General features: G+C 45.4%; 19 protein-coding genes. 11 read left to right on the forward strand and 8 right to left on the reverse strand.

Features of this window, described 5'->3' with window-relative positions; genetic code table 11:
- Nucleotides 1-15: 15 nt before the first annotated feature.
- The 5 genes from L1D23_RS10745 to L1D23_RS10765 all read right to left on the reverse strand — a co-directional run bounded on the left by L1D23_RS10745 (nt 16) and on the right by L1D23_RS10765 (nt 5,196).
- Nucleotides 16-759 carry a DUF481 domain-containing protein gene (locus L1D23_RS10745; RefSeq protein WP_239866165.1) on the reverse strand — a complete coding sequence of 248 codons (744 nt, stop codon included), beginning with the start codon at nt 757-759 and terminating at the stop codon, nt 16-18.
- 218 nt (nt 760-977) lie between these two features.
- Entirely contained in the window at nt 978-2,321 is a 1,344-nt protein-coding gene (locus L1D23_RS10750) for an ATP-binding protein (protein WP_239866166.1), read from the reverse strand.
- On the reverse strand, nt 2,311-2,970 hold the full coding sequence (locus L1D23_RS10755) for a response regulator transcription factor (RefSeq protein ID WP_239866168.1): 660 nt from the start codon (nt 2,968-2,970) through the stop codon (nt 2,311-2,313). The genes L1D23_RS10750 and L1D23_RS10755 overlap by 11 nt, the downstream gene beginning before the upstream one ends.
- 12 nt (nt 2,971-2,982) lie before the next feature.
- On the reverse strand, nt 2,983-3,375 hold the full coding sequence (locus tag L1D23_RS10760) for a PepSY domain-containing protein (RefSeq protein ID WP_239837122.1): 393 nt from the start codon (nt 3,373-3,375) through the stop codon (nt 2,983-2,985).
- A gap of 81 nt (nt 3,376-3,456) precedes the next feature.
- Complete coding sequence (locus L1D23_RS10765; RefSeq protein ID WP_239866170.1) at nt 3,457-5,196, reverse strand: DEAD/DEAH box helicase; 1,740 nt, start codon at nt 5,194-5,196, stop codon at nt 3,457-3,459.
- A gap of 73 nt (nt 5,197-5,269) precedes the next feature.
- Here L1D23_RS10765 and rsuA point away from each other — a divergent pair, with 73 nt between their 5' ends.
- The 3 genes from rsuA (at nt 5,270) to L1D23_RS10780 (ending at nt 7,996) form a co-directional block, all read left to right on the forward strand.
- Entirely contained in the window at nt 5,270-5,971 is a 702-nt protein-coding gene (gene rsuA, locus L1D23_RS10770) for a 16S rRNA pseudouridine(516) synthase RsuA (RefSeq protein ID WP_239837120.1), read from the forward strand.
- 160 nt (nt 5,972-6,131) lie between these two features.
- Nucleotides 6,132-7,337 carry a Bcr/CflA family multidrug efflux MFS transporter gene (locus tag L1D23_RS10775; protein ID WP_239866172.1) on the forward strand — a complete coding sequence of 402 codons (1,206 nt, stop codon included), beginning with the start codon at nt 6,132-6,134 and terminating at the stop codon, nt 7,335-7,337.
- The gene (locus tag L1D23_RS10780; protein ID WP_239866174.1) at nt 7,337-7,996 is read left to right on the forward strand and encodes a DUF2913 family protein; all 660 of its coding nucleotides are present in this window, start codon (nt 7,337-7,339) and stop codon (nt 7,994-7,996) included. The genes L1D23_RS10775 and L1D23_RS10780 overlap by 1 nt, the downstream gene beginning before the upstream one ends.
- A gap of 34 nt (nt 7,997-8,030) precedes the next feature.
- On the opposite strand, the gene L1D23_RS10785 is transcribed toward L1D23_RS10780, so the two are convergent.
- Nucleotides 8,031-9,464 (reverse strand): DUF2867 domain-containing protein, encoded by a 1,434-nt coding sequence (locus L1D23_RS10785; protein ID WP_239866184.1) that lies wholly within the window; start codon nt 9,462-9,464, stop codon nt 8,031-8,033.
- Between the two features lie 102 nt (nt 9,465-9,566).
- Here L1D23_RS10785 and L1D23_RS10790 point away from each other — a divergent pair, with 102 nt between their 5' ends.
- The 5 genes from L1D23_RS10790 to nhaA all read left to right on the forward strand — a co-directional run bounded on the left by L1D23_RS10790 (nt 9,567) and on the right by nhaA (nt 16,729).
- Entirely contained in the window at nt 9,567-10,943 is a 1,377-nt protein-coding gene (locus L1D23_RS10790) for an MATE family efflux transporter (RefSeq protein WP_239837116.1), read from the forward strand.
- A gap of 123 nt (nt 10,944-11,066) precedes the next feature.
- On the forward strand, nt 11,067-11,738 hold the full coding sequence (locus L1D23_RS10795; RefSeq protein WP_239837115.1) for an ABC transporter ATP-binding protein: 672 nt from the start codon (nt 11,067-11,069) through the stop codon (nt 11,736-11,738).
- Nucleotides 11,719-14,172 carry an FtsX-like permease family protein gene (locus L1D23_RS10800; protein ID WP_239866186.1) on the forward strand — a complete coding sequence of 818 codons (2,454 nt, stop codon included), beginning with the start codon at nt 11,719-11,721 and terminating at the stop codon, nt 14,170-14,172. Before L1D23_RS10795 ends, L1D23_RS10800 begins: the two co-directional genes overlap by 20 nt.
- Nucleotides 14,173-14,307: 135 nt before the next feature.
- On the forward strand, nt 14,308-15,294 hold the full coding sequence (locus tag L1D23_RS10805; protein ID WP_239866770.1) for a lipocalin-like domain-containing protein: 987 nt from the start codon (nt 14,308-14,310) through the stop codon (nt 15,292-15,294).
- A gap of 253 nt (nt 15,295-15,547) precedes the next feature.
- Nucleotides 15,548-16,729 carry a Na+/H+ antiporter NhaA gene (gene nhaA / locus L1D23_RS10810; protein ID WP_239866188.1) on the forward strand — a complete coding sequence of 394 codons (1,182 nt, stop codon included), beginning with the start codon at nt 15,548-15,550 and terminating at the stop codon, nt 16,727-16,729.
- 50 nt (nt 16,730-16,779) lie between these two features.
- On the opposite strand, the gene L1D23_RS10815 is transcribed toward nhaA, so the two are convergent.
- The gene (locus tag L1D23_RS10815) at nt 16,780-17,397 is read right to left on the reverse strand and encodes an OmpA family protein (RefSeq protein WP_239866189.1); all 618 of its coding nucleotides are present in this window, start codon (nt 17,395-17,397) and stop codon (nt 16,780-16,782) included.
- A 2-nt stretch (nt 17,398-17,399) separates the two neighbouring features.
- Complete coding sequence (locus L1D23_RS10820) at nt 17,400-18,713, reverse strand: TolC family outer membrane protein (protein ID WP_239837111.1); 1,314 nt, start codon at nt 18,711-18,713, stop codon at nt 17,400-17,402.
- Between the two features lie 308 nt (nt 18,714-19,021).
- Here L1D23_RS10820 and L1D23_RS10825 point away from each other — a divergent pair, with 308 nt between their 5' ends.
- From L1D23_RS10825 to L1D23_RS10835, 3 genes are all read left to right on the forward strand, one after another.
- Complete coding sequence (locus tag L1D23_RS10825; RefSeq protein ID WP_239866194.1) at nt 19,022-20,995, forward strand: cadherin domain-containing protein; 1,974 nt, start codon at nt 19,022-19,024, stop codon at nt 20,993-20,995.
- 49 nt (nt 20,996-21,044) lie between these two features.
- Nucleotides 21,045-23,192 carry a cadherin repeat domain-containing protein gene (locus tag L1D23_RS10830; RefSeq protein ID WP_239866196.1) on the forward strand — a complete coding sequence of 716 codons (2,148 nt, stop codon included), beginning with the start codon at nt 21,045-21,047 and terminating at the stop codon, nt 23,190-23,192.
- A gap of 512 nt (nt 23,193-23,704) precedes the next feature.
- Nucleotides 23,705-26,602, forward strand: a complete 2,898-nt coding sequence (locus tag L1D23_RS10835; protein ID WP_239866198.1) for a pyridoxal phosphate-dependent class III aminotransferase — start codon at nt 23,705-23,707, stop codon at nt 26,600-26,602.
- The last annotated feature ends 17 nt before the right edge of the window (nt 26,603-26,619 follow it).

Genomic DNA, 26,619 nt, shown 5'->3' on the forward strand with positions numbered 1-26,619 from the left:
ATAAATGAAATAACCTTAAAAATCGTAACTGAGGCTCATGGTTGAGTAGATTTCATCGTTAGATTGGTCATCTGCCACTGTGGTGTTGTAGATATATTCCACATCGAAAACCAACGCTAAACTGCCCATGAGAATATTCTTCATATACGCTTTGGTGTTGTAATGGGTATTTTCTTCACCGTGCGCGACGTCAACGGCGGCCCCCACAGAAAAGGTTTCTGAAAACGATACTGAGCCATCAATATTCGAGGTTGCGATCACTTCGTAGTTGCGTAAAGAAGGGAATTCACTGTCGTTTGGCTGACGTTCAGATATTCGATAACCCGGACCGAGTGATACAGACAGTTTGGCTGTCTCTGTGTTATGCAGATAGAAACCGAGACCACTCATTAAAACCCATTGCTTGCGATATGTTCCGTATAGGTCATTCTCAAATCGTGTGGCAGCTTTTAAGAAGCTAGTCTTGGTATAATCGTAGGTTGAGCCTGCGTTGATCGTATAGCGATTGGCACCATCATCGTCGTTGTCAGCGTCTGTATAGTAACTCTCAAATCCACCTTTATGTTCCCATTGGTTCTCACTGTATTTTAAATTCAACGCAGTATTGTAAGACAGGGAGGAGCTGGTGTTTTCAGTGTAGATAAAGCCCAGTTTTGTTTGAGCTGTAAAAGGGTCTTTAGGAAGTGCCTCTTCAACCTCCGCATTAACTGTACTCGTACTTAGAGCGGCAGCAAGAGCAATAATTAACTTTGTTTTCATGAGAATAAAATAGTTCTTGAACAATATTTGCTCATTATGTTTGCCCACCTGAAAATGTTAACTGAATCATCATGAATAATGATTTGTCTCAGTGCTGTTGTTCTCAAATGATGTAAATGAAAGGCGCCGTTCAGAGCGAACGTACATAAAGATGTGGCGGCTGAAATCGGTTCAGATATGAAAAAGAGCAGGAGCCTGCTCTTGAGTTTTTAGTCGTTTTAGTGGGTGATTTTTAGCGATAATATGGCTTTCAGCCCTCCCATAGAACTTCGATCTAGTGTCAATTTACCGCGATAACTGTGGGCCATTTCACTGACAATGTTCAAGCCTAACCCTGTGCCTGGAGTCGTTTCATCTAGACGAACCCCGCGTTTGGTGACTTGTTCGAGTTTTTCATCAGGGATGCCTTTACCATCATCTTCAACAATGATGTCGATGGTTTCTGTATTGTGGTGATTTTGAGCGGAGTGAACGCGAATGATACTGTTAGACCACTTGTAAGCATTTTCCAAAATATTACCTATCATTTCATCCAAGTCGGTTTTATCTACGGCGGTAACTAACTCTGAGTCCAGTTCGTTGATCAAAGTAATATCACGCTCTGCATAGACTTTGTCGAAAGCCATTGAGATCGCATCCACACGTTTAGAAGGGTAGGATTTAACAGATAAAATGTTCTTAGAGCCCGCCATTCGAGCTCGGCCTAAGTGATAGTCAATCTGGTTTTGAATTTGATCGAGCGAAGGTTGAAGCTGTTGCTTTGTGTGTTCGTCTTTGTTGGCGACCTCATTTTTAAGGACAGAAAGTGGAGTCTTCAGTGCATGGGATAAATTCCCCGCATGGTGACGCGCCCGTTCTAACAACTCTTGATAGTGGAAAACCAAGGCATTTAAATCCGAAACGACAGGAGCGACTTCACGCGGATAATCTTCTTCAAGCTGGGTCTTTTTACCTGAACGCAGTTGAGAGAGCTCTTTGTGCATCTTGGTGAGTGGGCTCAGAGACCACTGCACTTGAATAATGATAAGGGTCAGGATGCCAAGATAAAGTAGGGCGAGTATAACCCAAAGTTGGCCCATCAGACTGCGTACCGTGTCTTCTATCGGTTGTTCATCAATACCGATAGTGACTTCAATTGGGCCATCATAATCTGGGTAGTACAGTGTGGACTCAATGTAAATGAGCTTTTCACCTCGTGCACCCAGCAAATCATGCTTGCCTTTTGGGGTTAGCACTTTATCCCATAGGGAGCGAGAGCGCAGTAAGTCTTTATCTGTTTTGGCGGACCAGTAAAGTCCACTGTATGGGCGGTTGAACCTTGGGTCCGAGAGAGGAGTGGTGATGGTTACATTGCCTTCCTCATCCGCCTCAATCGTAGCCGCGATCTCATCCATGTAAGTAGCAAGCTGAATTTTAGCGTCATCTTCCATGTAGACGTAAACTTGAGAAGGTACTGTAACACCTGCTGCGATGATCATGGCTGTTAGCCAGACAACAGCGGCCAGCACTAGACGGCTCTTTAGACTGAGCCGTTTGAGTAAATGCGTTTTTTTATTCGGCATTAAGCTGATATCCCAGTCCTCGTACCGTTTTGATGACTTTAGGGGCTATTTTTTTGCGAATGCGGCCAATAAACACTTCGATGGTATTTGAATCGCGGTCAAAGTCTTGTTTATAGATGTGCTCTACCAACTCGGTACGAGAAATAACCTTCTCAGGGTTATGCATAAAGTAAGCAACAACTTTGTATTCGAGTGCGGTTAGATCAACGGCTTGGCCTTGCCACATGACTTTAGATGAGCGTGTATCTAAGCTGAGGTTGCCGACTTGCATAACCGGTGAGGCATTACCCGAGGCTCGGCGAAGCTGGGCACGAATGCGAGCGATCAGTTCAACCATTTCGAACGGCTTAGTCTGGTAGTCGTCGGCACCTGCATTAAGGCCTTCAACGCGCTGAGTTAGGGTATCACGCGCACTCAGAATAATGATGGGTGTGTTGATGTTTTCATCTCGGATACCTTTTAGGACGGTCAAACCATCAAGCTTTGGTAGGCCAAGGTCGAGTACAATCGCATCCCATTCTTCGGACGTCGCACGGTAGAGTGCGTCAATGCCATCTGCTGACAGTTCAGGTACCCAACCGTTCTGTTCAAGGGCTTCTATGATTTGTTCTCCAAGACGAGGTTCATCTTCCACTACAAGTATTTTCATGGTGTTCTTCTTTTAGTTCTTAAGAGCTTGTTTGAAATTGCGGCCTTTGATGAGCATCATCTCGAGCGTTTTCGCGTTGTACTCAACTTTGATGATGTTGTTGTTGTAATTTAACTTTAGTTCGTAAATCCAGATGTCATCATCTTCTTCAAGTTCGACTTTGATAATGCGTCCGCGAAGGTCCTGTTCTACTGCAGCATAAAGATCGGAAAAGGGACGAATATAACCTTTACGAACAGCGTCATAAACTTCATCTTGATCTTCTTCGAATTCAATTTCTGTCCCAGCTTTATGGACATCTTGCACGAGAGCGTGCCCATCATGGTGCTTGTCCGCATAGGAGGGATAAGCAAGCACAACACAAAATGTGACGGCAAGGGCGCAGACTAACTGCTTATGATACATAGTGTTACCTTCTCGGAAATTCTATGGCTGAGTATAATAAATCTTTTCTGAATACAAAGTGAATAATATTGACGGAGCCGCTTAGTTGGTCAGCTCATCCTCAAAGATTTTATCGCGCATTTTCCAGAACCGGCCAGCTTTACGCGCGATCACAAACTGGGGTGGGCGGAAACGATGTTGATTATTGACCACTTTGGCCGGAGAAGTCTCATCAAAAGGACGATGTTTGTCCGCTAGGTGAGGGCGAACAAACATATTTTTGAATGTCTGCTTCTGTTTCTTGGTCGTTAAAGACCAGAATTCGTGCACCTGAGCCTGGTTTTCCCCCACATAAGAGACCTTGAGGCTACTTTTGCCTTTGTCATCTTTGTGAACACTCAAATCCATCGACAGGCACTCGAATACCAAGGCGTCTTTTAAATTTAACGCCTCTTTAAGCTTCTTGTCAGGATCCACTAAGGTTGCGTCGCATTCGTGACAAATTCGCGCAGCGATATCATTGTCTGCGCCGCACTCGCCGCAGTATTTGGCGCGGAAACGATAGTTACAGTGTTCTCGTTCACCTGTCTCTTCGTCTTCGAAAAAGCCCTGACATTTTCGGCCATAATGTTCAACTAAGAAGCCATTGTTATCCAGTTTTCCCCAGAAATTGTTGTTAAAGCCACAAGCCGGGCAGGGGATGGTAATGATTTCGCTGTCGGAGTCAGGTTTGGCATCACCCACTTCAGGCTGATAGAGATCGTAGCTGTTGCCTGCATAATCCAATACCAGACACTCTTCTTTGCCCGGAGAAAGACGTAGCCCTCGTCCAACAATCTGCTGATATAAGCTGATTGATTCGGTTGGGCGAAGAATGGCTATCAGGTCGACATGAGGAGCATCAAATCCTGTCGTTAACACGGATACATTAACCAAGTACTTAATTTTACGGTCTTTAAAATCTTGGATGATGGTGTCGCGCTCAGGTGTTGGGGTGTCGCCAATCACAAGAGCAGTTTGGCCCTCAGGAAGCAAACCGTAGATTTCTTGAGCATGCCGGACCGTTGCCGCGAAAACCATGATGCCTTGTTTGTCTTTAGCGAGGTGAATGATTTGCTCGACAATTTGAGGCGTCGCCCGTTTGGCTTTGTCGATCACCATGTCCAGCTCTGCTTCTTTGTAGCGGCCAGTCGTCGCGGGCTTGAGCTGTGAGAAGTCATAGCTAAGCACAGGAGCGTCCATCATGCGAGCAGGGGTGAGGAACTTTTCATCAAGCAAATAACGAATAGGCAGCTCGAAAATGCAGTCTCGAAAGAACCTAGGCTCTTCTGTTCTGACTAGGCCGCGTGTGTGATATTGGTAAATCCAACCCATGCCAAGTCGGTAAGGCGTGGCGGTTAAACCGAGCACTTTGATGCCCGGATTCAGCTCACGCAGGTGAGAAATCACTTTCTGGTAGCTGGTGTTTTTGTTATCAGGGACGCGGTGACATTCGTCAATCACAAGTAGCGAGAATTGGTTTTTGAAGTCATCGAGATTTCTGACCACAGACTGCACTGACGCAAACACCACTTGTTGGTCAGTTTCTTTACGGCCTAAACCCGCAGAGTAGATTGACCCTTTGAGATCGTACCCTTCGTATTTAGCGTGGTTTTGCTCAACCAGCTCTTTGACGTGCGCCATGACCAACACTCGACCTTTAGCCAATCTGGCGAGTTCAGCAATAACCAGACTTTTTCCTGCTCCTGTTGGTAGCACAAGGACGGCTGGGCTGGAGTGCTTGCGGAAATAGTGGATAACGGCTTTCACCGAGTCGGCTTGGTATGGGCGGAGTGTATACATAAATTGTGTGAAATAGCTCAACTATTTAGTCTAGTGGCTCTATAATACCTCACCTGATTAAGATGAGGTATTCATGCGTTTAGATAAATATTTGTGTGATGCACTGGGTGCGACACGTAAAGAAGCAACAAAAATCATTAAAAGTGGTGACGTCACCGTCAACGATATCGTGCAGAAAAGTGGTGCAGTGAAAGTGACGGACGACTGTATTGTCGAATGGCAAGGACGTGAGATCCAAAAGCCAGGTCCTCGTTACATCATGTTGTTTAAACCCGATGGTTTTGTCTGTTCGCATGAAGATGGATTTAATCAAACAGCCTTTATGTTACTCGACGAAGTGAAGATGGAAGATCTTCATTTTGCAGGGCGCTTAGATGTAGATACAACGGGTCTAGTGTTGATCACCGATGATGGTCAGTGGTCACACCGTATTACTTCGCCGAAACACAAATGTGAAAAAACTTATCGCGTTTGGCTGGTTGACCCGATTGGGGCTGATTATGTGGCACAGTTTGAGCAGGGCATTGAACTTCGCAATGAAAAGGCGGCCACTTTGCCAGCGAAACTGGAAATTGTTGATGAAGAAGAAAAAGAAGTACTGCTGACCATCACCGAAGGGAAATACCATCAGGTAAAACGCATGTTTGCGGCGTTGGGTAATAAAGTAGAGCACCTACACCGTGAACGTATCGGCAATATCATTCTGGATGACGAGTTGGAACCTGGTGAATATCGCTACTTGACGCAAGAAGAAATTGAATCAGTCTGGAACTAATCATCTAAGTTGGAAATAGTTTAGTTCCTACTAGGAACTAGTCTTTTATAGAGATATCGCTCAGTATAGATCGGCTATAAGACTCGTGGATGCGAGTCTCTCTTTTCTGTTTGGTTGCAGCACGGAAGCTGCATATCTAACGCAACCGAGTAGGAGATTTATGTCTGATACTGCATTAGAGCAAACCAAAGCACCCCAAATCACTTTTCTTCTTTTTCTTGTTCTGGGTGCCATCGGCGCATTGACGCCACTAGCCATCGACATGTACTTGCCCGCGATGCCGACCATCGCCCGTGACCTAGGCGTGGCAGACGGGGCAGTGCAAATTACCTTAACCGCATATACCGCAGGTTTTGCCATTGGTCAGTTGATTCATGGTCCACTCGCTGACAGTTATGGCCGTAGGCCCGTTCTGATCTTAGGCGTTTTGTTTTTTGGACTTGCATCTGTAGTGAGTGCCACCACAACGGGCATAGAAGCCCTGACTTGGGTACGTACAGCACAAGGCTTTGCGGGCGCAGCGGCGGCTGTCATTATTCAGGCTGTGGTTCGCGATATGTTTGATCGCGAGGATTTTTCTCGTGCTATGTCGTTTGTGACCTTAGTTATTACCATTGCCCCTTTGATAGCCCCTATGATTGGGGGGTATGTGGCGGTTTGGTTTGGCTGGCGTGCGATTTTCTGGATTCTGGCTGCATTTGCTGCGGTAGTGATTGCATTAGTCCTTTGGAAAATCCCAGAAACGTTAAGTAAAGAGAATAAGCAACCGTTTCGATTTGCTACCACAATGCGTAACTATGTCCGCTTATGTCGAAACCCGATTGCCATGGGATTAATTCTGTCTGGTTCATTTTCGTTTGCAGGTATGTTTGCGTTTCTCACCGCAGGTTCGTTTGTCTATATCGATATTTATGGCGTGCAACCTAATCATTTCGGCTATTTGTTTGCACTGAACATCGTGGCGATGATCATTATGACAACGATTAATGGCCGTCTGGTTAAGAAGGTCGGCTCCCATGCCATGCTCAGATTTGCTCTTTTGGTACAACTTATCGCCGGATTGGGACTATTTTTGGGTTGGATGCTTGACCTAGGGCTGTGGGGCACTGTACCTTTCGTGGTCCTTTTCATTGGTACCTTGTCGACCATTGGTAGTAATACCATGGGCTTATTACTCAGTGGATACCCAGCTATGGCAGGTACGGCTTCTTCACTAGCAGGAACGCTTCGCTTTGGCACAGGTTCTATTATTGGGGTTGTGGTTGCTGTGTTGCCAGATGGCGTCACTTGGCCAATGATTACTGTTATGACGGCGTGTTCAATTCTGTCCGCCGCATTTTACTGGATATTTGGAACAAAGGCGTAATGTCTCAGTACACTGTTGAAATACAAAACTTGGTCAATACCGCTCTAGAAGAATTGGCCGCTGATCATAAATCAGGTAAGGCTGTAGATGCGCCTGTGGCGAACAATCATTATCTGGTGCGTTGGGTGACCCGTGCTCTCAAATCACAACGCTTCCATCGCTGCGTGGTTGATGATCTCACTCGCTGGCAAAAAGCGGGGCGCTCAAAAGGTAACGAAGCTGGGCTGATGTTTACCTTCCAGCGTATTTCTAAGTTTTATGCTGACTTTTTCCCTCAAGGGGAAGCAGAGCGAGTGATTAAGGACAGTGAAATCAACACATTTCTTGATCAGATGGAAGAAGATGGTTGGGAAGTGTCAACGTCGGAGCAGCTTCTTAACTGCGGTAAAGTTCAGATTTTTACTGAAGGTCCAAACTCTTTCGCGTTGTGCACTAACCAGTGTGACGACTGCTTTGACGGCGAAACACTGATAAAGCCAATGAGTTGGTTTGTTCGTGGTAACCACGCGCAGTTTGTTGAAAAAGCATCAGCCGCAGGGTTCATGCTACACAAGATTACAGACTACAAATCAAACGTTAAGTACCATGGCGAGTATCTGGTTTATCCAGGTAACCAAGGAAATCATTTGGCTGAGATTCCAATCGGCTATCAAGTTTAGCTTGCTGTGCTTTTGGATTAGAAAAGAGCTTCCGTTAAGGAAGCTCTTTTGCTTTTCGAACAATGGCTTTCACCATGCCTTTAAATATAAACAGATGTGCAGGCATCATGGCAAACCAGTAAAGTAAGCCTCGTAGCCCTTGCGGGTGCCACCAGGCCGTTACGGTTAGCCTGCGCTTTTCTCCTAGATCTTCTAATAGGAACTCTAAGCGCCCTAGGCCAGGGCCTTTCATACCAAACAATAGTGACAGAAATTGCTCTTTTTCGCAGCGAATTACTTTCCAAGAGTCAATATAGTCACCCACTTGCAACTCAGGCCCAGGAGGAGAGCGCCGCACCGGTCGCCCCCCGCCAAAAAACAGATCGAGCCACTCCCTTGTACGCCACATTAGGTTGGCAAAAAAGTATCCCTCTTTTCTGCTGCCAATTTGCTTAATCACCTTCCATAGTTGCTCAAAACTCAAGTCTGTTTCTAGGCTGGCGCCAGTTTGTTTGGGGTAATAGCCGTAGCCTGCTTGCCAGCGGGTCAATGCAGCAGGATCGAAGCCCCAGACTTCACTGCGAACAAAATGACCTTCTTCGTCGATGCTTTTTTTAACCATTTGTTCGTAGCCGATAAGTGTTTGAGGGTAGCGTTGACGAATGTCATCTGACTCGGCGATAAAATCGTGTTCTAGACCAGAGAGCAACGCGGCACCTATGCTTGATGGAACTGAAGTGACAATGCCCAGCCAATGGGATGCGAGTTGGGGCGTCAGCAATGATGTTGACCAGAGCTTGATAGGTTTTCTAATTACGGCGCTAATGGTTTCAAATTGTTCTCGATAGCTAAGAGTATCCGGCCCTCCCACTTCGTAAAGCGCATGGCTGGTAGGGGATTCTTCGACCAGCTTTAGCAAGTAGTGATTGAGGTTTTCTAAAGCGATAGGGTTGGCTTTCGAGTCGACCCATTTCGGAGTGATAAGTAGAGGCATGTTATAGACAAAGTCTCGCATAATCTCAAATGCGGCAGAGCCGGGGCCTATAATCACTCCAGCTCGGAGTTCAGTCACGGGTACGCCTGCTTTGCGAATAATGTCGCCTGTCACTCGGCGTGCTTTGAGATGCTCGGAATTACCTGTCTGAGGTTGAATTGCGCTGAGATAGATAACGTGTTTGATATGGCTGTCTTTTAAGGCCAGTTTGAAGTTTTCAGCGAGGGAGAGTTCGTATTCAAGGAAGTCATGGCCGTGCGCCATCCCATGCACCAAGAAATACACGATCTCAAACTCTGGTACAGTACGAAGAGTTGCTTCTTGATCAGCGAGATCAAGATAAATGAGTTCAAGGTTGGGATGGGGAGTAACTCGTGCTTTCAAATACTCAATTTGCCGAGCCGCTGCTGTTACATGATAGCCTTTGTTACATAATTGAAGCAGCAATTGCGAACCCACGTAGCCGGATGCGCCCAGTACTAGCACTTTTTTCATCTCGACCCCTTATTAATAATATGGTTTATGAGCAAGGCTGATCATATAATAAACGGTATATTTTTCCCTTTCTATCATAGTGTTGTCGTTTGAGGTGAGTAATTGAGCACGGTCTCACAGATTCTATTCCATACACGCGGTGAGTTTTTGCGACGAATGATCGCTATCGCCTTACCCATTACGCTTCAAAGCATCATGTTCTCCAGTCGTGGCCTAGTGGACGTATTAATGCTTGGCCAATTAGGCGAAGCCGAGATAGCTGCGGTCGGCGTAGCAGCCAGAGCTACGTTTGTTACTACTATCATGCTAGTAGGAGTAACGACTGGTGGGGCTTTGCTTACGGCTCAATACTGGGGGGCGGCTGATCGGCAAGGCGTCAAAGAAAGTACTGCTCTAACTTGGCTGGTAGCAATGATTTTTGCTGCGTTTACTGTGGTGATTTTCATCCTGTTCCCGAGCGAAATTATGTCTTTGACCACCGAATCTCAGGAAGTGAATCAGTTAGGTAGTCAGTACTTGGTGATCACAGCAGTGACCATGTTTGCAGTAGCTTGTGTGGCCAGTATGTCTGTCGGTCTGCGTTCGATGCACAAACCCGGTATCAGTACCTTTTTCAGTGGTATTGGTATTGTGTCCAATATTTTTCTTAACTGGGTGTTGATCTTCGGTAAGTTGGGCTTCCCTGCAATGGGAATCAAAGGTGCCGCCATAGCAACTGTGATGAGCGGAGCGATTGAAGTAGCCACGTTGTTTGGTTATATCTACGCGAAAAAGCATCTTCTAGCGTTTGGAATTCAAGACCTCAAAGCAGTAGTGGAGTGGTCGCGAGTTGTACGTTTTCTAAAACTTTCTCTGCCCACCACGTTTAATTTCCTTGCTTGGGCGGGGGGGCTGTTTGCCTATCACGCCATTATGGGTCAGTCTGGTGTTCAAGGTCTTGCTGCGTTGTCTGTGATGTCTCCCGTTGAGTCCATTGCTTTGGCATTACTGATCGGCATGTCCAATGCAGCAGCGGTCTTGGTCGGTAACCAAATCGGAGCAAAGCACTATGAGGCGGTTTACTATCAGGCGATTGGCATGACCATACTGAGTTTGATGGTTGGCATTGTCGTTGCCTTGATCTTGTACTTATGTCAAGGCGTGGTGCTCGATGCTTTTAGTGCATTGACTGATGAGACTCGTGAACTGGCCGAGAAGTTTATGGTGATTCTCTGTTTTGGCATCATTTTACGTTCAGTCCCGATGATGGTGATCGTTGGTGTGCTCAGAGCGGGGGGAGATGTAAAGTTCTGCCTCTATCAAGACTTGATTGCTCAATGGCTAATTGGCATACCCCTAGCAGCATTTGCGGCCATTGGCTTAGGTTGGGAGCCTGAGTGGGTTTTCCTACTCTTTTTAACAGAAGAAGCCATTAAATGGGGCGGCTCTTTGTATAGAATGAAAACCCAACGCTGGATGAAGAATTTGATCGAAAATTAGACATGAATCGTTCATCTGATGTGTTTTGATGCATATCTTGTGATCCAGTATCCAAAATACTTCCTCCCAGCGTGGTTTTAGTGTAGATTCACAGTCCAATTTTGAACGATTAAGAGACTTTTAATGCTTCAGCTAACAGACCTATGTAAAGGCTATGTCGATGGTGGTGAGTTTCACCCTGTCTTACAAGGTGCTGAGTTGACATTAGAACAAGGTGATCAAGTCGCTCTGATGGGCGAAAGTGGCTCTGGCAAGAGTACGCTACTGAATTTGATCGCGGGTTTGGATACGGTCGATTCAGGAGAAATATGGTTTCCTAACTTCTCCATGCATGAAATCGCTGAAACGAAACGTACGGCCTATCGACGAAATAATATTGGTCTTATATTTCAGCAGTTTAACCTGCTTCCTACCCTTAATGTCGCTGACAATATTCGCTTCTGTCGACAGCTTAAAGGGCTTCCTGAGGACAAAGGGCTATGGCGCCAGATCCTCTCTGCTCTCGATTTAATGCCATTACTTGGGCGTTACCCTGAAGAAGTTTCAGGTGGCCAGCAGCAACGAGCCGCTATTGCTCGTGCGCTTTATATGGAACCCAAGATTTTGTTGGCTGATGAACCAACGGGAAGCCTTGACGAGCGTAATGCTGAAGCGGTTATGCGCCTACTTACCACACTGACTCGCCAGTTGGAATGTACATTATTGCTCGTGACACATAGTGAGCGTGTTGCCGAACATATGGAAGGGAGAATTCGTCTTCAAGGAGGGCAGCTTCATGTTATGGCCCGTAGTTAAAGCACTGCTTGGGCACTACAGACGCTATCCTTTTCAAATTCTTCTTGTCTGGCTTGGTCTTACGTTGGGTGTATCGCTGTTAGTGGGAGTAACCTCTATCAATGAACACGCTAGACAAAGTTATGAGCACGGTGAAAAACTTTTCTCTAATCCTCTTCCTTATCGTATACGCCCTAAACATGTGACCAATAAAATCCCACAGGGCTTTTATGTTCAGCTTCGCCGTGATGGGTTCAACCAATGTGCTCCCTTTGAAAGTCTGCGCGTGAGCATGGCCAATGGTACAGACCTTATGTTAGTGGGAGTGGATCCAGTTGCGATGCTGCAGTTCCATCCGGCGACCAGCATAAATGACTTCTCTTCTCTTAAGTTAATGAACAGCCCATATCCAATTATGGTGAGTTCAGATCTTGCGGCACATATGAAATGGCAAGATAACGATTTTATCGTCTTGAGTGATGGCAGCAAATTAGGCCCTATCGTTGTTGACACGCAAGAGCGATTAAATGGTACTCGAATTATTGCTGATATTTCTTTACTACGTATGCTAGAAAGAAGTTCAGGTATTTCTGTCATTGCATGCGGAGAGATGCCCCCTGAAAAGCTTGCTCGTTTGAAAGAGTACCTGCCTAATGGCATGAGTATCATGCGTAATTCTCGTGCAGAGTTGGAGTCGCTGACGAAGGCTTTCCACATGAATTTAAGCGCAATGGGGATGTTGGCGTTTTTAGTTGGTCTTTTTATCTTCTATCAAGCGATGTCATTATCTCTGACTCAAAGACAGCCTTTGGTCGGTGCGATGCGCCAGACTGGGGTCTCGGGGTGGCAGTTGGCGAAAGCTTTGTGTATGGAGCTTTTGGTTCTCATTCTGGTTAGTTGGCTTTGTGGAAGTGTCCTTGGCATTTTACTTGCCAACCAGTTGATTCCATCGGTATCAGCCAGCTTGGGTGATCTTTATGATGCCAACGTTGGGTTACTCATTGCGTGGAGTTGGAAGTCGAGCATTTACAGTCTATATATGACAGTGATTGGTGCTTTTGTTGCCTGTGCCTGGCCGCTGGTACGCTTGTTACGAGCGCAGCCAATTCGATTAACTGCTCGTCTATCATTGGTTCGTTTTGCAGGCATTGAGTTTGCCATTCAGGCTTTATTAGCGTGTGCATTATGTGTTGCTGCAATTGCGATTTATCAAGCTCCTCAAACTCAGGAGTCTGGCTTGGCAATCATTGGGTTAATGCTATTGAGTGTCGCCTTATTTACGCCGTATCTGATATGGAAAGTTTTCGATGGTCTTTCTTATTCTCTTAAATGGGTGAAGATTCGTTGGTTCTTTGCCGATGCTGCCGCTAGCATGAGCTATCGTGGAGTGGCAACCATGGCATTTATGTTAGCAATGGCTGCTAATATCGGCGTTGAAACCATGGTGGGGAGTTTTCGTGATACCACTGATAAATGGTTAAGCCAACGTCTAGCTGCTGATTTGTATATCTACCCCAATAATAGTGCGGCTGCACGCATGAGTGGCTGGCTCTCTAAACAACCGGAAGTGGATTCTGTTTGGTGGCGCTGGGAGAAAGAAGTCAACTCCAACAAAGGTGTACTTCAAGTAGTCAGCACTGGCGCTTCAGAAGGCGAGTTGGCTTCTCTTACGGTCAAGCTGGGTATTCCTAATTACTGGTATCATCTCCATCACTCTAAAGGCGTGATGATCAGTGAATCGATGGCGTTAAAGCTTGGTATCCGTCCGGGTGATTACATTGATTTATCGGGCAAGTTGGGACAAGGCTGGCAAGTGGTTGGCGTCTATTACGACTACGGTAACCCGTATAACCAAGTACTGCTTTCCCACCGAAATTGGTTGTATGCGTTTGCAGGAAATGGGACGGTAGCACTTGGCGCTGTCCTCAAGGATGGTGTTAACTCTATTGGTCTTAAACGGCGTATGGAATCTGTATTCCGTTTGAATTCAGAGCGTATTTTCGATAATGGCCATATCCATAAGCAGGCAATGAGAGTATTTGACCGAACCTTCTCCATTGCAGATACACTCGGCAATATTACATTGATTATTGCTGTGTTTGGTATTTTCTTTGCGACCGTAGCTGGCGAAGTATCGAGGCAAAGGCACGTGTCCTTACTGCGTTGTTTAGGCATGTCTGGTAAGGAGCTAGTTGTAATGGGAGGGCTGCAGTTGTTTGTCTTCGGTGCCATATCTATATTAATCGCATTGCCGCTCGGACTAGCTTTGGCCAACTTGGTTGTGGATATTGTTATAAAGCAATCTTTCGGCTGGACACTTGAACTGAAAATGATTCCTGAAGAGTATTTCCAGACCAGTTTAATGGCGATGGGCTCATTAATGTTGGCTGGAGCGCTACCTGTGTTGAGGATGATTCGAAATACGCCAATGAAATCGCTAAGGGATGCGTTATAAATGCGGAAATCAGTCCAAGCCAAAGTGATTGGCGTATTGATGCTGCTTATTTTTGCAGGTGTGATTGCTGGAGGAGTGTACCTTTGGTTCTATCTTGCCCCTCCGGTTACTCAGCAGGGCTCTGTTGAGAATGTGATGCAATCTAAATCGACCCAGGTGTTTGAGCCCGTATTACCAAATATCCCAGTTAAAATACCCCAAGACTTTCGCTTTCATGATGAGTATCAGCATGAGTGGTGGCACTTTTTTGCTAATGTTGAAGATATCAATGGCAAACAATACGGCATTCAATGGAGCTACTTCAGAGTGGCGATGGATGATAGAGAAGGAATGGGTTGGCAAAACCCTCAACTTTATGTATCCCACGTTGTTGTATCGGATAAAGACAAAGTATGGAAAGAGCAAAGGCTCGCTCGTGGCGGTATTGGTCAAGCGGGGATGGCTAATCGGCCTTTTCGTCTCTGGATTGATAACTGGTCTTGGCGCTCGCTAGGGCAAACTCCGTTCCCAGGACAGTTGAGTGCCGCGAGCGATAGTTTCAATGTTCAGCTAGAAGCCGTGGCTCATGGGCCTTATGTATTACCGGGTGATAAAGGCTACGTTGAAAAACACGATCTTCTGCCGATTGCGTCTTACAATCTCACCAGCCCATTTATTAAAGTAAAGGGTGCTCTTCAATTAGATTCCGGTCTGTTGGTTCCTGTTGAGGGTAGCGCTTGGATGAGCAAGGAATGGGGTAGTGGTCTCATTGTTGAGGGGCAAAAAGGCTGGGATTGGTTTGTCTTTCATCTTGATGATGAAACGACGTTATCAATTAGTCGTTATCGCCATGCCCAGCAATTACCTTATTTATTTGGCACACTGTCTCGCAATGATGGAAAGGTGGTTAATCTATCAGCAGAAGATATAACAATCGAACCTCATGAATCGACTCTATTTAGCAACGGAAAACGTATCCCGCTACAATGGGATATTCATATCCCTCGATATAATATTAACCTGACAACTCAGGCGCTTAACCAACAGCTCTGGCTACCGTTCGTTGTTCCTTATTGGGAGGGGCCAATTCAAACGACGGGCACTCATAAGGCGAAAGGTTTTATGCAGTTGACAGGATACTAAGTAAAAACGAACGACTAAGTGACTAAAACGCAGTTTCTCACTATTTGAGGAACTGCGTTTTTTGTTGGTGTTGGTAATTTTTTGAATTTACCTATAATTACTTAAGGAATAAGCGTTGCATTAGAGTGTTTATATCGAAAATTCCGAAGTTAAACATCCAAACAAGCGATTTTTCCTGAAGAATCGATATCTATAAACTCAGCTCTATTCTTTGTTCATCGTTTATTAACATAATAAATAAAAGGACGATATCATGAGTGATATTATTCGCGATTTCTTCAAAATGGAGTCAGCAGGGGGAATTCTTCTCGTTATCGCTGCTGCAATCGCAATGACTATAGCTAACACGCCACTTAACGATACTTATCAAACAGTGTTGCATTCTTATGTGTTTGGCATGTCGGTTTCACACTGGATTAATGATGGCCTGATGGCCGTATTCTTCCTTCTTATTGGTCTGGAAGTTAAGCGTGAGCTTCTTGAGGGGGCTTTGAAATCTCGTGAGACCGCGATTTTCCCGGCGATCGCTGCTGTAGGCGGTATGCTCGCACCAGCCCTTGTCTATGTTGCCTTTAACTACAGTAATGCTGAAGCCATTCAAGGTTGGGCTATTCCTGCTGCAACCGACATTGCTTTTGCGTTAGGTATTATGGCATTGCTGGGTAAGCGTGTCCCAGTCAGCCTGAAGGTATTCTTACTGGCACTGGCTATCATTGACGACCTTGGTGTTGTTGTCATTATCGCGCTTTTCTACACAGGTGACTTATCAACTTCTGCGCTTGCAGTTGGTTTTGCTATGACCGCAGCGTTGTTTATGCTCAACTCGAAGAAGGTCACTAAGTTAACACCGTATATGATCGTCGGGGCAATACTCTGGTTTGCTGTGCTCAAATCTGGTGTGCATGCGACGTTAGCGGGTGTAGTCATAGGTTTTGCGATTCCTCTTAAAGGAAATCAAGGTGAGAGGTCTCCACTCAAACATATGGAGCACGCACTCCACCCATACGTAGCCTTTGGTATCCTTCCAGTATTCGCTTTCGCTAATGCAGGTATTTCTCTTGAAGGGATTTCTGTCGAAGGGCTGACTTCAATGCTACCTCTAGGGATTGCTCTTGGTCTGCTGCTCGGTAAGCCTTTGGGTATCTTTAGCTTTAGTTGGATTGCCGTTAAGGCGGGCGTGGCGAAGTTGCCAGAGGGGATCACTTTCAGACATATCTTTGCGGTCTCTGTGCTATGTGGTATTGGATTTACGATGTCGATTTTTATCTCATCACTGGCATTTGGCCCAGTTAACGCAGAGTTTGATACTTATGCGAGGCTCGGGATATTGATGGGCTCAACGACGGCCGCGATAATAGGCTACGTACTACTGCACATCTCTTTACCAAAAAAGACAGCGCTGGCAGATAAGCCAGCGACTGAAGCTAATCAATAAATCTGAACAGTAAAAAACGCTCCTCGGTAGGAGCGTTTTTTTTCGATGAATTATTTTTCTATGACTGTGAAAATGGTCCATTCATCGACTACTTTTTCCGTTAAACCAACAACGGTAGCCGTGACTTTTCGGTTTAAAGCATGGGAGGTTTCGTCATCGCCATCGGCTTCCAGTCTCGTCTCACCATAGCCCACGATAGTTACTCGCTCTGGCTCGGTACCAAAGTATAAAAGTTCATCCTGTACGGCATGAGCCCGTTTCTTGGATAGTTCCAAATTATATTCAGGTGTACCGATTTTGCTGGCATAGCCTTGAATCTGTATGGAAGCGGATTGATATTTAGCTAAAAACTCAGCCATGGTTTGGATTTGATCAGAAAAGATAGGGTTAATTTCGTAAGAGTCGTTAGCAAAAAGAATCCTAAGCTGTAGTTCCTCCTCTTCTCTGACTGAAGTGCCGCAACCATCATTGTCTACTTGAGCATTGAGGGGCGTGTCTGGACATATATCTCTGGCATTGACGACACCATCTCTATCATCGTCGGTGAGATCTGATATCTGATTGGCGGTTGGTGTATCTATATAGTCGTATTCATCTTCGTTTGCCGTTAATGTGTTAGACATTGTCAGGCTTAAAACGGAGAGCGAGAGTAAGGTCTTTTTCAACATAATCAATACTCCACTCGTTGTGCCCACTCTGCTGGTACGTCAACCAGCAAAGCATCTAGCAGGTTACCGGTGGCATTCATCACACGATATTTTGCGTACTGTTCTGAGTAATGGGCATCGAGGTAATCTTTCCTTGCCTCGAAAAGCTCATTCTCAGTGTTGAGTAAATCAAGTAACGTTCGTTGACCAATGCGGTATTGTTTTTCGTATGCAATGACAGTCTCTGAAGCAGAGTCAACGTGGTCAGCCAAGAAGTTTTTCTGCTGTAGCGTAAGGTCAAGAGCACTCCAAGAAAGCCTTAAGCTTTCTTCAACTTGCCGATAGGCATTGCTGCGTAAGTCTTTTGCCTTGTTTAATTGATATGCGGCACGCTCGGATAAGTCACTATCTGAGCCACCATTGTAGAGGTTGTAACTGAGCCTAAGCATAGCTAAAGCTTCATCACTACTTCCAACATCTCCTCCCGCATCGTCCCGCCAAGTCTGACTGGCTTCGATTGAAATGGTTGGGTAATAATTGCCTTTAGACTGTTTGTATTGATAACGAGCAGAATCGACATCGACTTTTGATACTTGTATGACAGGGTGTCTATTGAATGCCACATCCAAGGCCTCATCAAGCGAAAGGGGCAGCATTGACTCATCCGCCCTCGGGTAGATCAAACCTAGAGGGGTCTGACCGACTAATCTCCTAAATTGGGTGTGAGTATCAACGAGATTATTTTGGGCTGCCAGTAAATTACCATGTGCTTTAGCAATACGGGCTTCGACTTGAGAAACATCTGCAGTTGACCCGATCCCTGACTCTGCTCTGCGCTTAATGTCTCGGTAGATATCTTTATGCACAGCGAGGTTACTTTCTGATAATGCCAGTACTTCGGTAGCCTTTACCGCATCTAGGTAAACCTGAGTTACTTGCAAAGCTAAATCGGAGGCATCTGCCCAGAGCTGAAGTCTGATCGACTCTGCTTCAGCAGCAGTTCGGTCCATATCGTTCAGTGTAGCGTTACCATCCCAGATCAGTTGAGTTAGGCTTATCGTCGCTTCCTTTCGTGTTAGGTCGGTATCTGACCGTCCAGTGGATTCTGCTGGGTTGATTTCTTCATAACCAATGCCCGCATCAAGATCGATACTAGGAAGATAGGCTCCTCCGGAAGCATCAGCTTGCTTTCGGGCGCTCTTATATTCATTGAAGGCACTTTTCAATTCAGGGTTGGTCGCGAGTGTGATTGCCACCGCTTGCTCAAGTGTTTGGCTATAACTGCTAAAGCTTATTGCGATAATGCAGCTTGCCAAAATTGTTTTTTTCCAGTTCAAGGGAGCCTCCTTTAATTTTCCTTGTTAGTAAAAAGGAGAGAGTATTTGGTGTACTTCAGGTGTAGACTTCGAACTTGAATACACTAATGGAAGCTTAGTAGAGACCGCTGCAATATGAGAATCTTTTCGAAAATAAAAAAGTCGAACCTTATCCGAGGGTTATAAACTTTCGTATGGACTTTTTTGTTATTAACTGGTGAGTCGATGGCGTGACGACTAAGGTTTATATCATGTATAAATGCGCGTTTTAAAAAACTTCTATCACTGGAGTAGAGGTTTTGCGCGTATTGCAGACCGAGGATCTGCTTATGAATGCCAAAACACTAGCGCCATTCTTAATGGCAAATACGACTGTTGTGATTGATATCAATGGCCAGTTAAGATCGCTGCTGCCAGGAGAAGAGCCAGGGCCGGGAGAAGTCGTTGTGGTAGTTGCTCAAGGGGACACAGCAGCGACGGATATTGATGCTCAGCTTATTGCCGACGATGGGGAAACGTTCGATATCAATTTGGATAATGAAATCGCCTCCATTTTTGAACAAATCGAACAAGGTGTCGACCCAACGCAAAATGAAGACTTTGCGACCGCCGCTGGGGGGCAAAATGGTTCAAGCCCTACAGGAACTGGGGATATTGAAAGAACGGGGGCTGAAACCCTCGCAGAGACAGAGTTTGATACCTCTGGGCTAGAGTCTCAAGGATTGTCTGAAACTCAGAGCCTGACACTATTGGATTTAGTCACACAGGCGTTATTTGTTGGGGATGACTCGGTCTCGGTTTTTGAAACAGATTCTCCTTTAGTTGTTAACGGATTAATTGAGGCAACAGAAACGGATGTGCCAACATTTGTTGTGCAAGATGATGTTGCCGGAGAACATGGTACTTTTTCTATTGATGCGGATGGTAACTGGACTTACGTTGCCAGCAGTGCGTTTGATGAGCTCAACATAGGCGACTCCTTGGTTGATGTATTTCCAATCGAATCTGCGGATGGCACTGTGGGTAGTGTGACCGTGACCATCAATGGTACCAATGACTTACCTCAATTTGTTGCGACCAATGACTTCCAGACTCAGAATGACGGTGACTTGGCCACATTTGCTTTTGAAGATGGAGCGTATACTTTCGATATCCCTGAAAATTCGTTATCAGGTGCGGTTCTTGGTCAAGTCGCAGCCGTTGACCCTGATAATGATGTGCTCATTTTTAGTATTTCAACGAACATTCAGAATGATGACGGTGAAGATTTATTCCAAATTGATCCTGATACGGGTGAAATAAGTTTTACAGATGCGGGGGCCGCTTCATATGCAAACGACTTTGAGCTATTGGACAATGTTCATCAAATTGTTGTTACGGTCACGGAGGGGGATGGCATAGGTGAACCCCAGTCAGTTGACGTAGATGTGTTCTTTAATGAGCAGAATAGCGATGACAACGTCCCTGTGTTTGAAGATACAGATGAAGATGGTGGATACTCTTTCCAATACAATGAAAATTCATTGGATGAGGATGTACTTGGTACGGTCTCTGCGAGTGACAGTGATGGAGAGAATGTCACCTATAGCATCACCACGAATGTGCTAAATGATGCCAATGAACCCTTATTCGAAATTGATGCGAACAGTGGTGAAATTAGTCTTACTGCGGCTGGCGTCACAGCATTCACTAACGACTATGAATTGGCGGCAAACGTCCATAATATTGTGGTGACTGCGACCGAAGATGAAGGTTTTGGTGAAGTAAAAACGACCGATGTAACNAACAGTGGTGAAATTAGTCTTACTGCGGCTGGCGTCACAGCATTCACTAACGACTATGAATTGGCGGCAAACGTCCATAATATTGTGGTGACTGCGACCGAAGATGAAGGTTTTGGTGAAGTAAAAACGACCGATGTAACTGTCGAACTGAGTGAGCTTAATCTCGATGATAACGCGCCTGTTTTCTACGACGGAGAAGAGTCTACAGAGAGCTACGCGTTCAGTTATAACGAAAACTCGGTAGACAGCGATGTGCTCGGTACGGTAGTCGCCATTGATGCCGATGGAGAGAACGTCACCTATAGCATCACCACGAATGTGCTAAATGATGCCGATGAACCCTTATTCGAGATTGATGCAAACAGTGGTGAAATTAGTCTTACTGCGGCTGGCGTCACAGCATTCACTAACGACTATGAATTGGCGGCAAACGTCCATAATATTGTGGTGACTGCGACCGAAGATGAAGGTTTTGGTGAAGTAAAAACGACCGATGTAACTGTCGAACTNCAGTGGTGAAATTAGTCTTACTGCGGCTGGCGTCACAGCATTCACTAACGACTATGAATTGGCGGCAAACGTCCATAATATTGTGGTGACTGCGACCGAAGATGAAGGTTTTGGTGAAGTAAAAACGACCGATGTAACTGTCGAGCTGAGTGAGCTTAATCTCGATGATAATGAGCCCATATTCCAAAACACCAATGAGCAAGGCGAATACTATTTTAGCTATGATGAAAACTCTACTGATGCCTATGTTATCGGTACAGTAAATGCGACCGATGCGGATGGAGAAGCGATAACTTACAGCATTAAAACCAACGTGTTCAACGATGCAGATGAAGCTCTATTTGAGATTGATTCGGGGACTGGTGCGATCAGCTTGACTGTCGCGGGGGTAATCGCTTTTACCAACGATTATGAGTTGGCGACGAATGTCCATAACCTTGTCGTAACCGCTACTGAAGTTGCGGGTCTAGGCGAAGCGAAGGCTACAGATGTCAATGTCACACTGGAAGAAATAAATTTAGATGACAACGCTCCTGTATTTGAACCAAATGATGGTGATCAATACTCCTTCTCGTATTTTGAAAACAATAATGATGAATACGTTATAGGTACAGTTTCTGCAACGGATGCTGATGGTGAAGCGGTTACCTACAGTATTAAAACCAATATATTTAATGATTCAAATGAGCCTCTCTTTACCATCAATCCAAGTTCAGGGGCCATATCCCTAACATCTGCAGGTGTCTTGGCATTTACTAATAATTTCGAAGCACTGGCGAATGTTCATAGCCTCGTAATAACGGCGACGGAAGTCGATGGTTTTGGTACACAAAAAGCTACTGATATTGATGTGGTTTTATCAGAGCTTAATGTGAATGAAATTCCAGTAGCGGAAGATTTTGATGTTGATGCCGGTGACGCAATTATTGTCCCTATAGTGTTTGATTCAGACGATGAGGCGTTAGACCACATATCTGATGAGGATGACGATTTTAATGATGTCCAGCTCAATGTGATGATCACATCACTTCCACAGTACGGAACCTTACTGTATACCGATGAATTTGGTGAAACACGTGTACTGACTGAAGCCGATCTTCATACCATTGGAGATGAAGTGGATGTTGATAAACTGTTTAACCCGGACAACATTACTTATGTACCAGGGGTTGGTGAGCCGTTTGAAATTGGCTATAGCGGTGATTCAGGAGACATCGTTTTAGATGAGGATGGTTTTTACAATTGGGGTGAATATGTCAGCGACACAGAGCGTCTTATTACACTGGAGAATGGTAATACGATTGGAATTAGCATCGCTGACAACAATGACAAACCCCTAAAACAATATACCGGAGGGGTTCCACATGTAGGCTGGGGGATAGGGGATACCGATGGTAATGGTATGAACACCCAAGAAACTTTAATTGTCGACTTTAGTGAGAATCCACTCGATGTGGTTACATTTGGTTTAGATGGTATGGGGGCTGAGTTCAACACTAATAGTAATGTTTATGTAGAAGTCACGTATACATTTGAAGATGGAACCACGCATGTCGAGCAGTATCAGAAAGATGAAGGAGACGTGGGTAATAGCCAAATCCTTTACGATTTTAGCTACTCGTCGCCAGATAATCCGATTGTACAAATGGAGTTGTCGTCAACAGGCGGGAACTGGGAGCTAAGATATATATCAGGCACTCAGGACATTACTGAAGATGTTACATTCGACTATGTGGCTGTTGACTCAGATCTTGCAGTGAGTAACGAAGCAACGGTGACTATTGATGTATCAGATTCACCTGAATATGAAGTTTTATCTGCTGATCTCGGGGATGAGTTGACCTCTCAATTAGGTAACCAGATGATGCTTGGAGACAGTGAGGACAACGTTTTTACTTGGCTCGATTCAACCCTAGATAGTGGGACAGATGTCATTGATAATTTTGAATTAGGTAGTGATCTAATAGACCTTACCGATATATTGCAAGATGACGATAATGTAGAAGTCGCCGACTTGATCGATAAGATTGAGTTGGTTGTTGATGAAGATGATGTGGTGCTAACTGTCACAGATGAAGGGAAGGAGCAAACCATTGTTATGGAAGGGGTAACCTCTTCATTTGAGGACGCAGGATTGATAGTCAACAATTCTATTACTGATGAGCTTAATATGCTTGCTCAAATATTAAAAACAGATGCAGCATAAGAGGTTTAAAATCAACAAAAGGCTGATGCTAGATCAGCCTTTTTGATACGTTGATAAATAATCGGAAAGCCAAAAATTAAAAAATGTTGCGAACTGTTTTCATTTTGTGATAACTTCGCGCGCAATCTCGGAGGTGAGTCGCAAAAAGACATTCTGGGGGATACGCGTAGTGAGCATTCAGGCTGAGTGAACACTCCGTAGGGTAGGTATCGGCAAGTCCTTTTGTCGATAGACGGGATACTGTTGTCGCTGTAGCGGCATGTTTATGGGAAACCCAACATTGAACTCACATAACAAACAACCATTAATCAGCTTAGTTCTTCCTAAATGCCCTGTTTTGCAAAACAGCAGCATTACTGAACCTTGATTTACCTATTGAACATGTAGTCCATCGAAATGATGGAGCGATTTCGTGTACGCGCTATTTGAGTTGCTAACACGAAATGGATAACTGTACCTGCTATTTGCATTTCACGTATGGCAGGAGAATTACATTTCAAAGGGATTAAATCATGAGCACAGCCTTTGAAGTCGATAACTCTGTGAATAACACGGCTATCGCAACACCATTTTCCACTCAGATTCCTGTTGTAGAGGGCGTTTATGATCTAACACCTGATCTGGTGTTACAAGATCAGGCCGAGCACGAATCAGCGGTACGTTCTTATCCTCGCCGCCTTCCTATTGCGATTAAGCAAGCTTATGGCGCACTGGTTGAAGACACTCGCGGTCAAGTATTTTTAGATTGTCTTGCCGGTGCGGGTACGTTGGCTCTGGGTTACAACCATCCAGAAATCAACCAGGCACTCAAAGATCAGCTCGACTCTGGTCTTCCTTATCAGACACTGGATATCGCAACAGAAGCCAAAACAAATTTCATACGCTCAGTGAAGAATTTTCTTCCTCAAGAGCTGAGCGAAAACTGCGTGATCCAATTTTGTGGTCCGTCAGGTGCGGATGCTGTGGAAGCTGCAATCAAACTGGCGAAGCAAACCACAGGCTGTAATACCATGTTTGCTTTCCGTGGTGCTTACCATGGCATGACAAATGGCACGATGGGAATGATGGGTAATCTAGGAACAAAAGCGCGTCGTACTGGCTTGATGTCAGATGTGCACTTTATGCCATTTCCCTACAGTCTGCGCTGCCCATTTGGTTTAGGTGGTGATGAAGGTGCAAGAGCCGGTATCCGTTACATTGAGCGTCTACTCAATGATGATGAAGCTGGAATCATGAAACCAGCCGCTATAGTTGTTGAGCCTGTTCAGGGCGAGGGCGGTGTTGTACCTGCGCCTGCGTTTTGGTTGAAAGAACTACGTCGTATCTGCGATGAGCACGGTATCTTACTGATCTTTGACGAGATTCAGTGTGGTGTCGGTAAATCAGGCTACAACTTTGCGTTTGAAGAAGCGGGCATTGTGCCAGACATTCTTTGCCTATCGAAAGCGATTGGTGGCGGTATGCCAATGTCGCTCCTGGTCATCAATAAGAAACATGATACTTGGCTGCCAGGTGAGCACACGGGCACATTCCGTGGTAATCAGTTGGCGATGGTCTCTGGGGCGAAAGCTCTGGAAATCATCGAGCGAGACAATCTTGTTGAGCACGCGAACGTTGCTGGTCAGTACTTGCGTTTAGGGCTTGAGTCGATTCAAAAACGAGTCAACTGTATTGCTGAAGTCCGTGGCAAGGGCTTAATGCTTGGTGTGGAAATCCGTAAACCCGGTACAGAGCGCAATAAATTTGGTGAGCCAGTCGCTGATGGTGAGTTGACCTTGGCGATTCAGAGAGCAGCCCTTGAACGCGGGCTGATGGTTGAAAAAGGTGGACGTGACGGTGCGGTGATTCGATTCCTGCCACCATTGATCATCACCTTTGAGCAGATCGACTTTGCACTTCGAGTGCTGGAAGAGGCGATTCTGGTCGCTGGTGGAAGTCATGTAGAGCCGCAAGACGCCAATCAGCAATGGAAGCAGCATTTCATTCATACCGGTGAGTCTGGCAGTGATGAGTTCAGTAAAGTCATGAATCACACAACTGCGGTAATGAAACAAGTCTTTGAACAAGTCGATGCGCCTTATTCAGGTCTTGAACCAAAGCAGTTAGAACAGGCGATTAATGCCGTTGATCTAAACAACAAAAATGCCTGTCTAACCGATGTGATTAGTGATACCGCTGAGTTAGTGGCGAAGAATGCTATTTTCACCCAGCACCCAAACTGTATCGCTCACCTTCACACTCCGCCGCTAATGTCTGCCGTTGCTGCAGAAGCGATGATTGCGTCTCTTAACCAGTCAATGGATTCCTGGGATCAAGCTTCTTCTGCAACTTATGTCGAGCAGAAAGTGGTGGATTGGCTGTGTGAGAGATACGAGCTTGGCACACAGGCTGATGGCATATTTACCAGTGGTGGTACCCAAAGTAATCAAATGGGTTTAATGCTGGCTCGTGATTGGATTGCAGACAAGCTGTCAGGACACTCTATCCAGAAGTTTGGATTGCCGGATTACGCCGACAAACTTCGTATCATCTGCTCGAAGAAATCTCATTTTACGGTTCAGAAATCTGCATCTTGGATGGGGTTAGGCGAGAAAGCGGTGCTAACTGTTGATGCTCATAACAACGGCACGATGGATGTTGCTCAGCTTGATGAAGTGATTAGTGAGGCGAAATCTCAAGGGTTGATTCCATTTGCCATCGTTGGGACGGCAGGAACCACTGACCATGGTGCAATTGATGATTTGAATGTGATTGCCGATGCAGCGCAAAAACACCAGATGTGGATGCATGTTGATGGTGCTTACGGTGGTGCACTGATTTTAAGCCGCCACAAAGAACGTCTAGCGGGTATTGAGCGCGCAGATTCAGTCAGTGTCGACTTCCATAAATTGTTCTACCAAACGATCAGTTGTGGGGCTTTGTTACTTAAACAAAAACACAACTTCAAGTATCTGCTGCATCATGCGGATTACCTCAACCGTGAGCATGATGAGTTGCCTAACTTGGTAGATAAGTCGATTGCGACGACGAAGCGATTCGACGCATTGAAAGTCTTTATGACGATGCAGAATGTCGGTCCAGATACATTGGGTGCAATGTATGACCATCTTCTCGAACAAACTCAGCAAGTGGCGGATCTCGTTCGTAGCGACGACAACTTAGAATTGTTGGCTGAGCCATCATTGTCGACCGTGTTATTCCGCGTAGCAAATGCTCAAGTAGCGGATCTGGACGAGCTGAACAAAGTCGTAAGACTGGAAGCCTTGACTCGTGGCGTTGCGGTATTAGGTGAAACCATTGTTGATGGTAAAACCGCATTGAAATTTACGATTCTTAATCCGTGCCTGACGATGGCTGATTTTGAATCTTTACTAATTAAAATCAATAAGCTAGCCGCTGAGCTGGCGTAATTAAGGTAACGGAAAAC

Source organism: Vibrio sp. Isolate24 (assembly GCF_022398215.1).
Lineage (GTDB): Bacteria > Pseudomonadota > Gammaproteobacteria > Enterobacterales > Vibrionaceae > Vibrio > Vibrio coralliilyticus_A.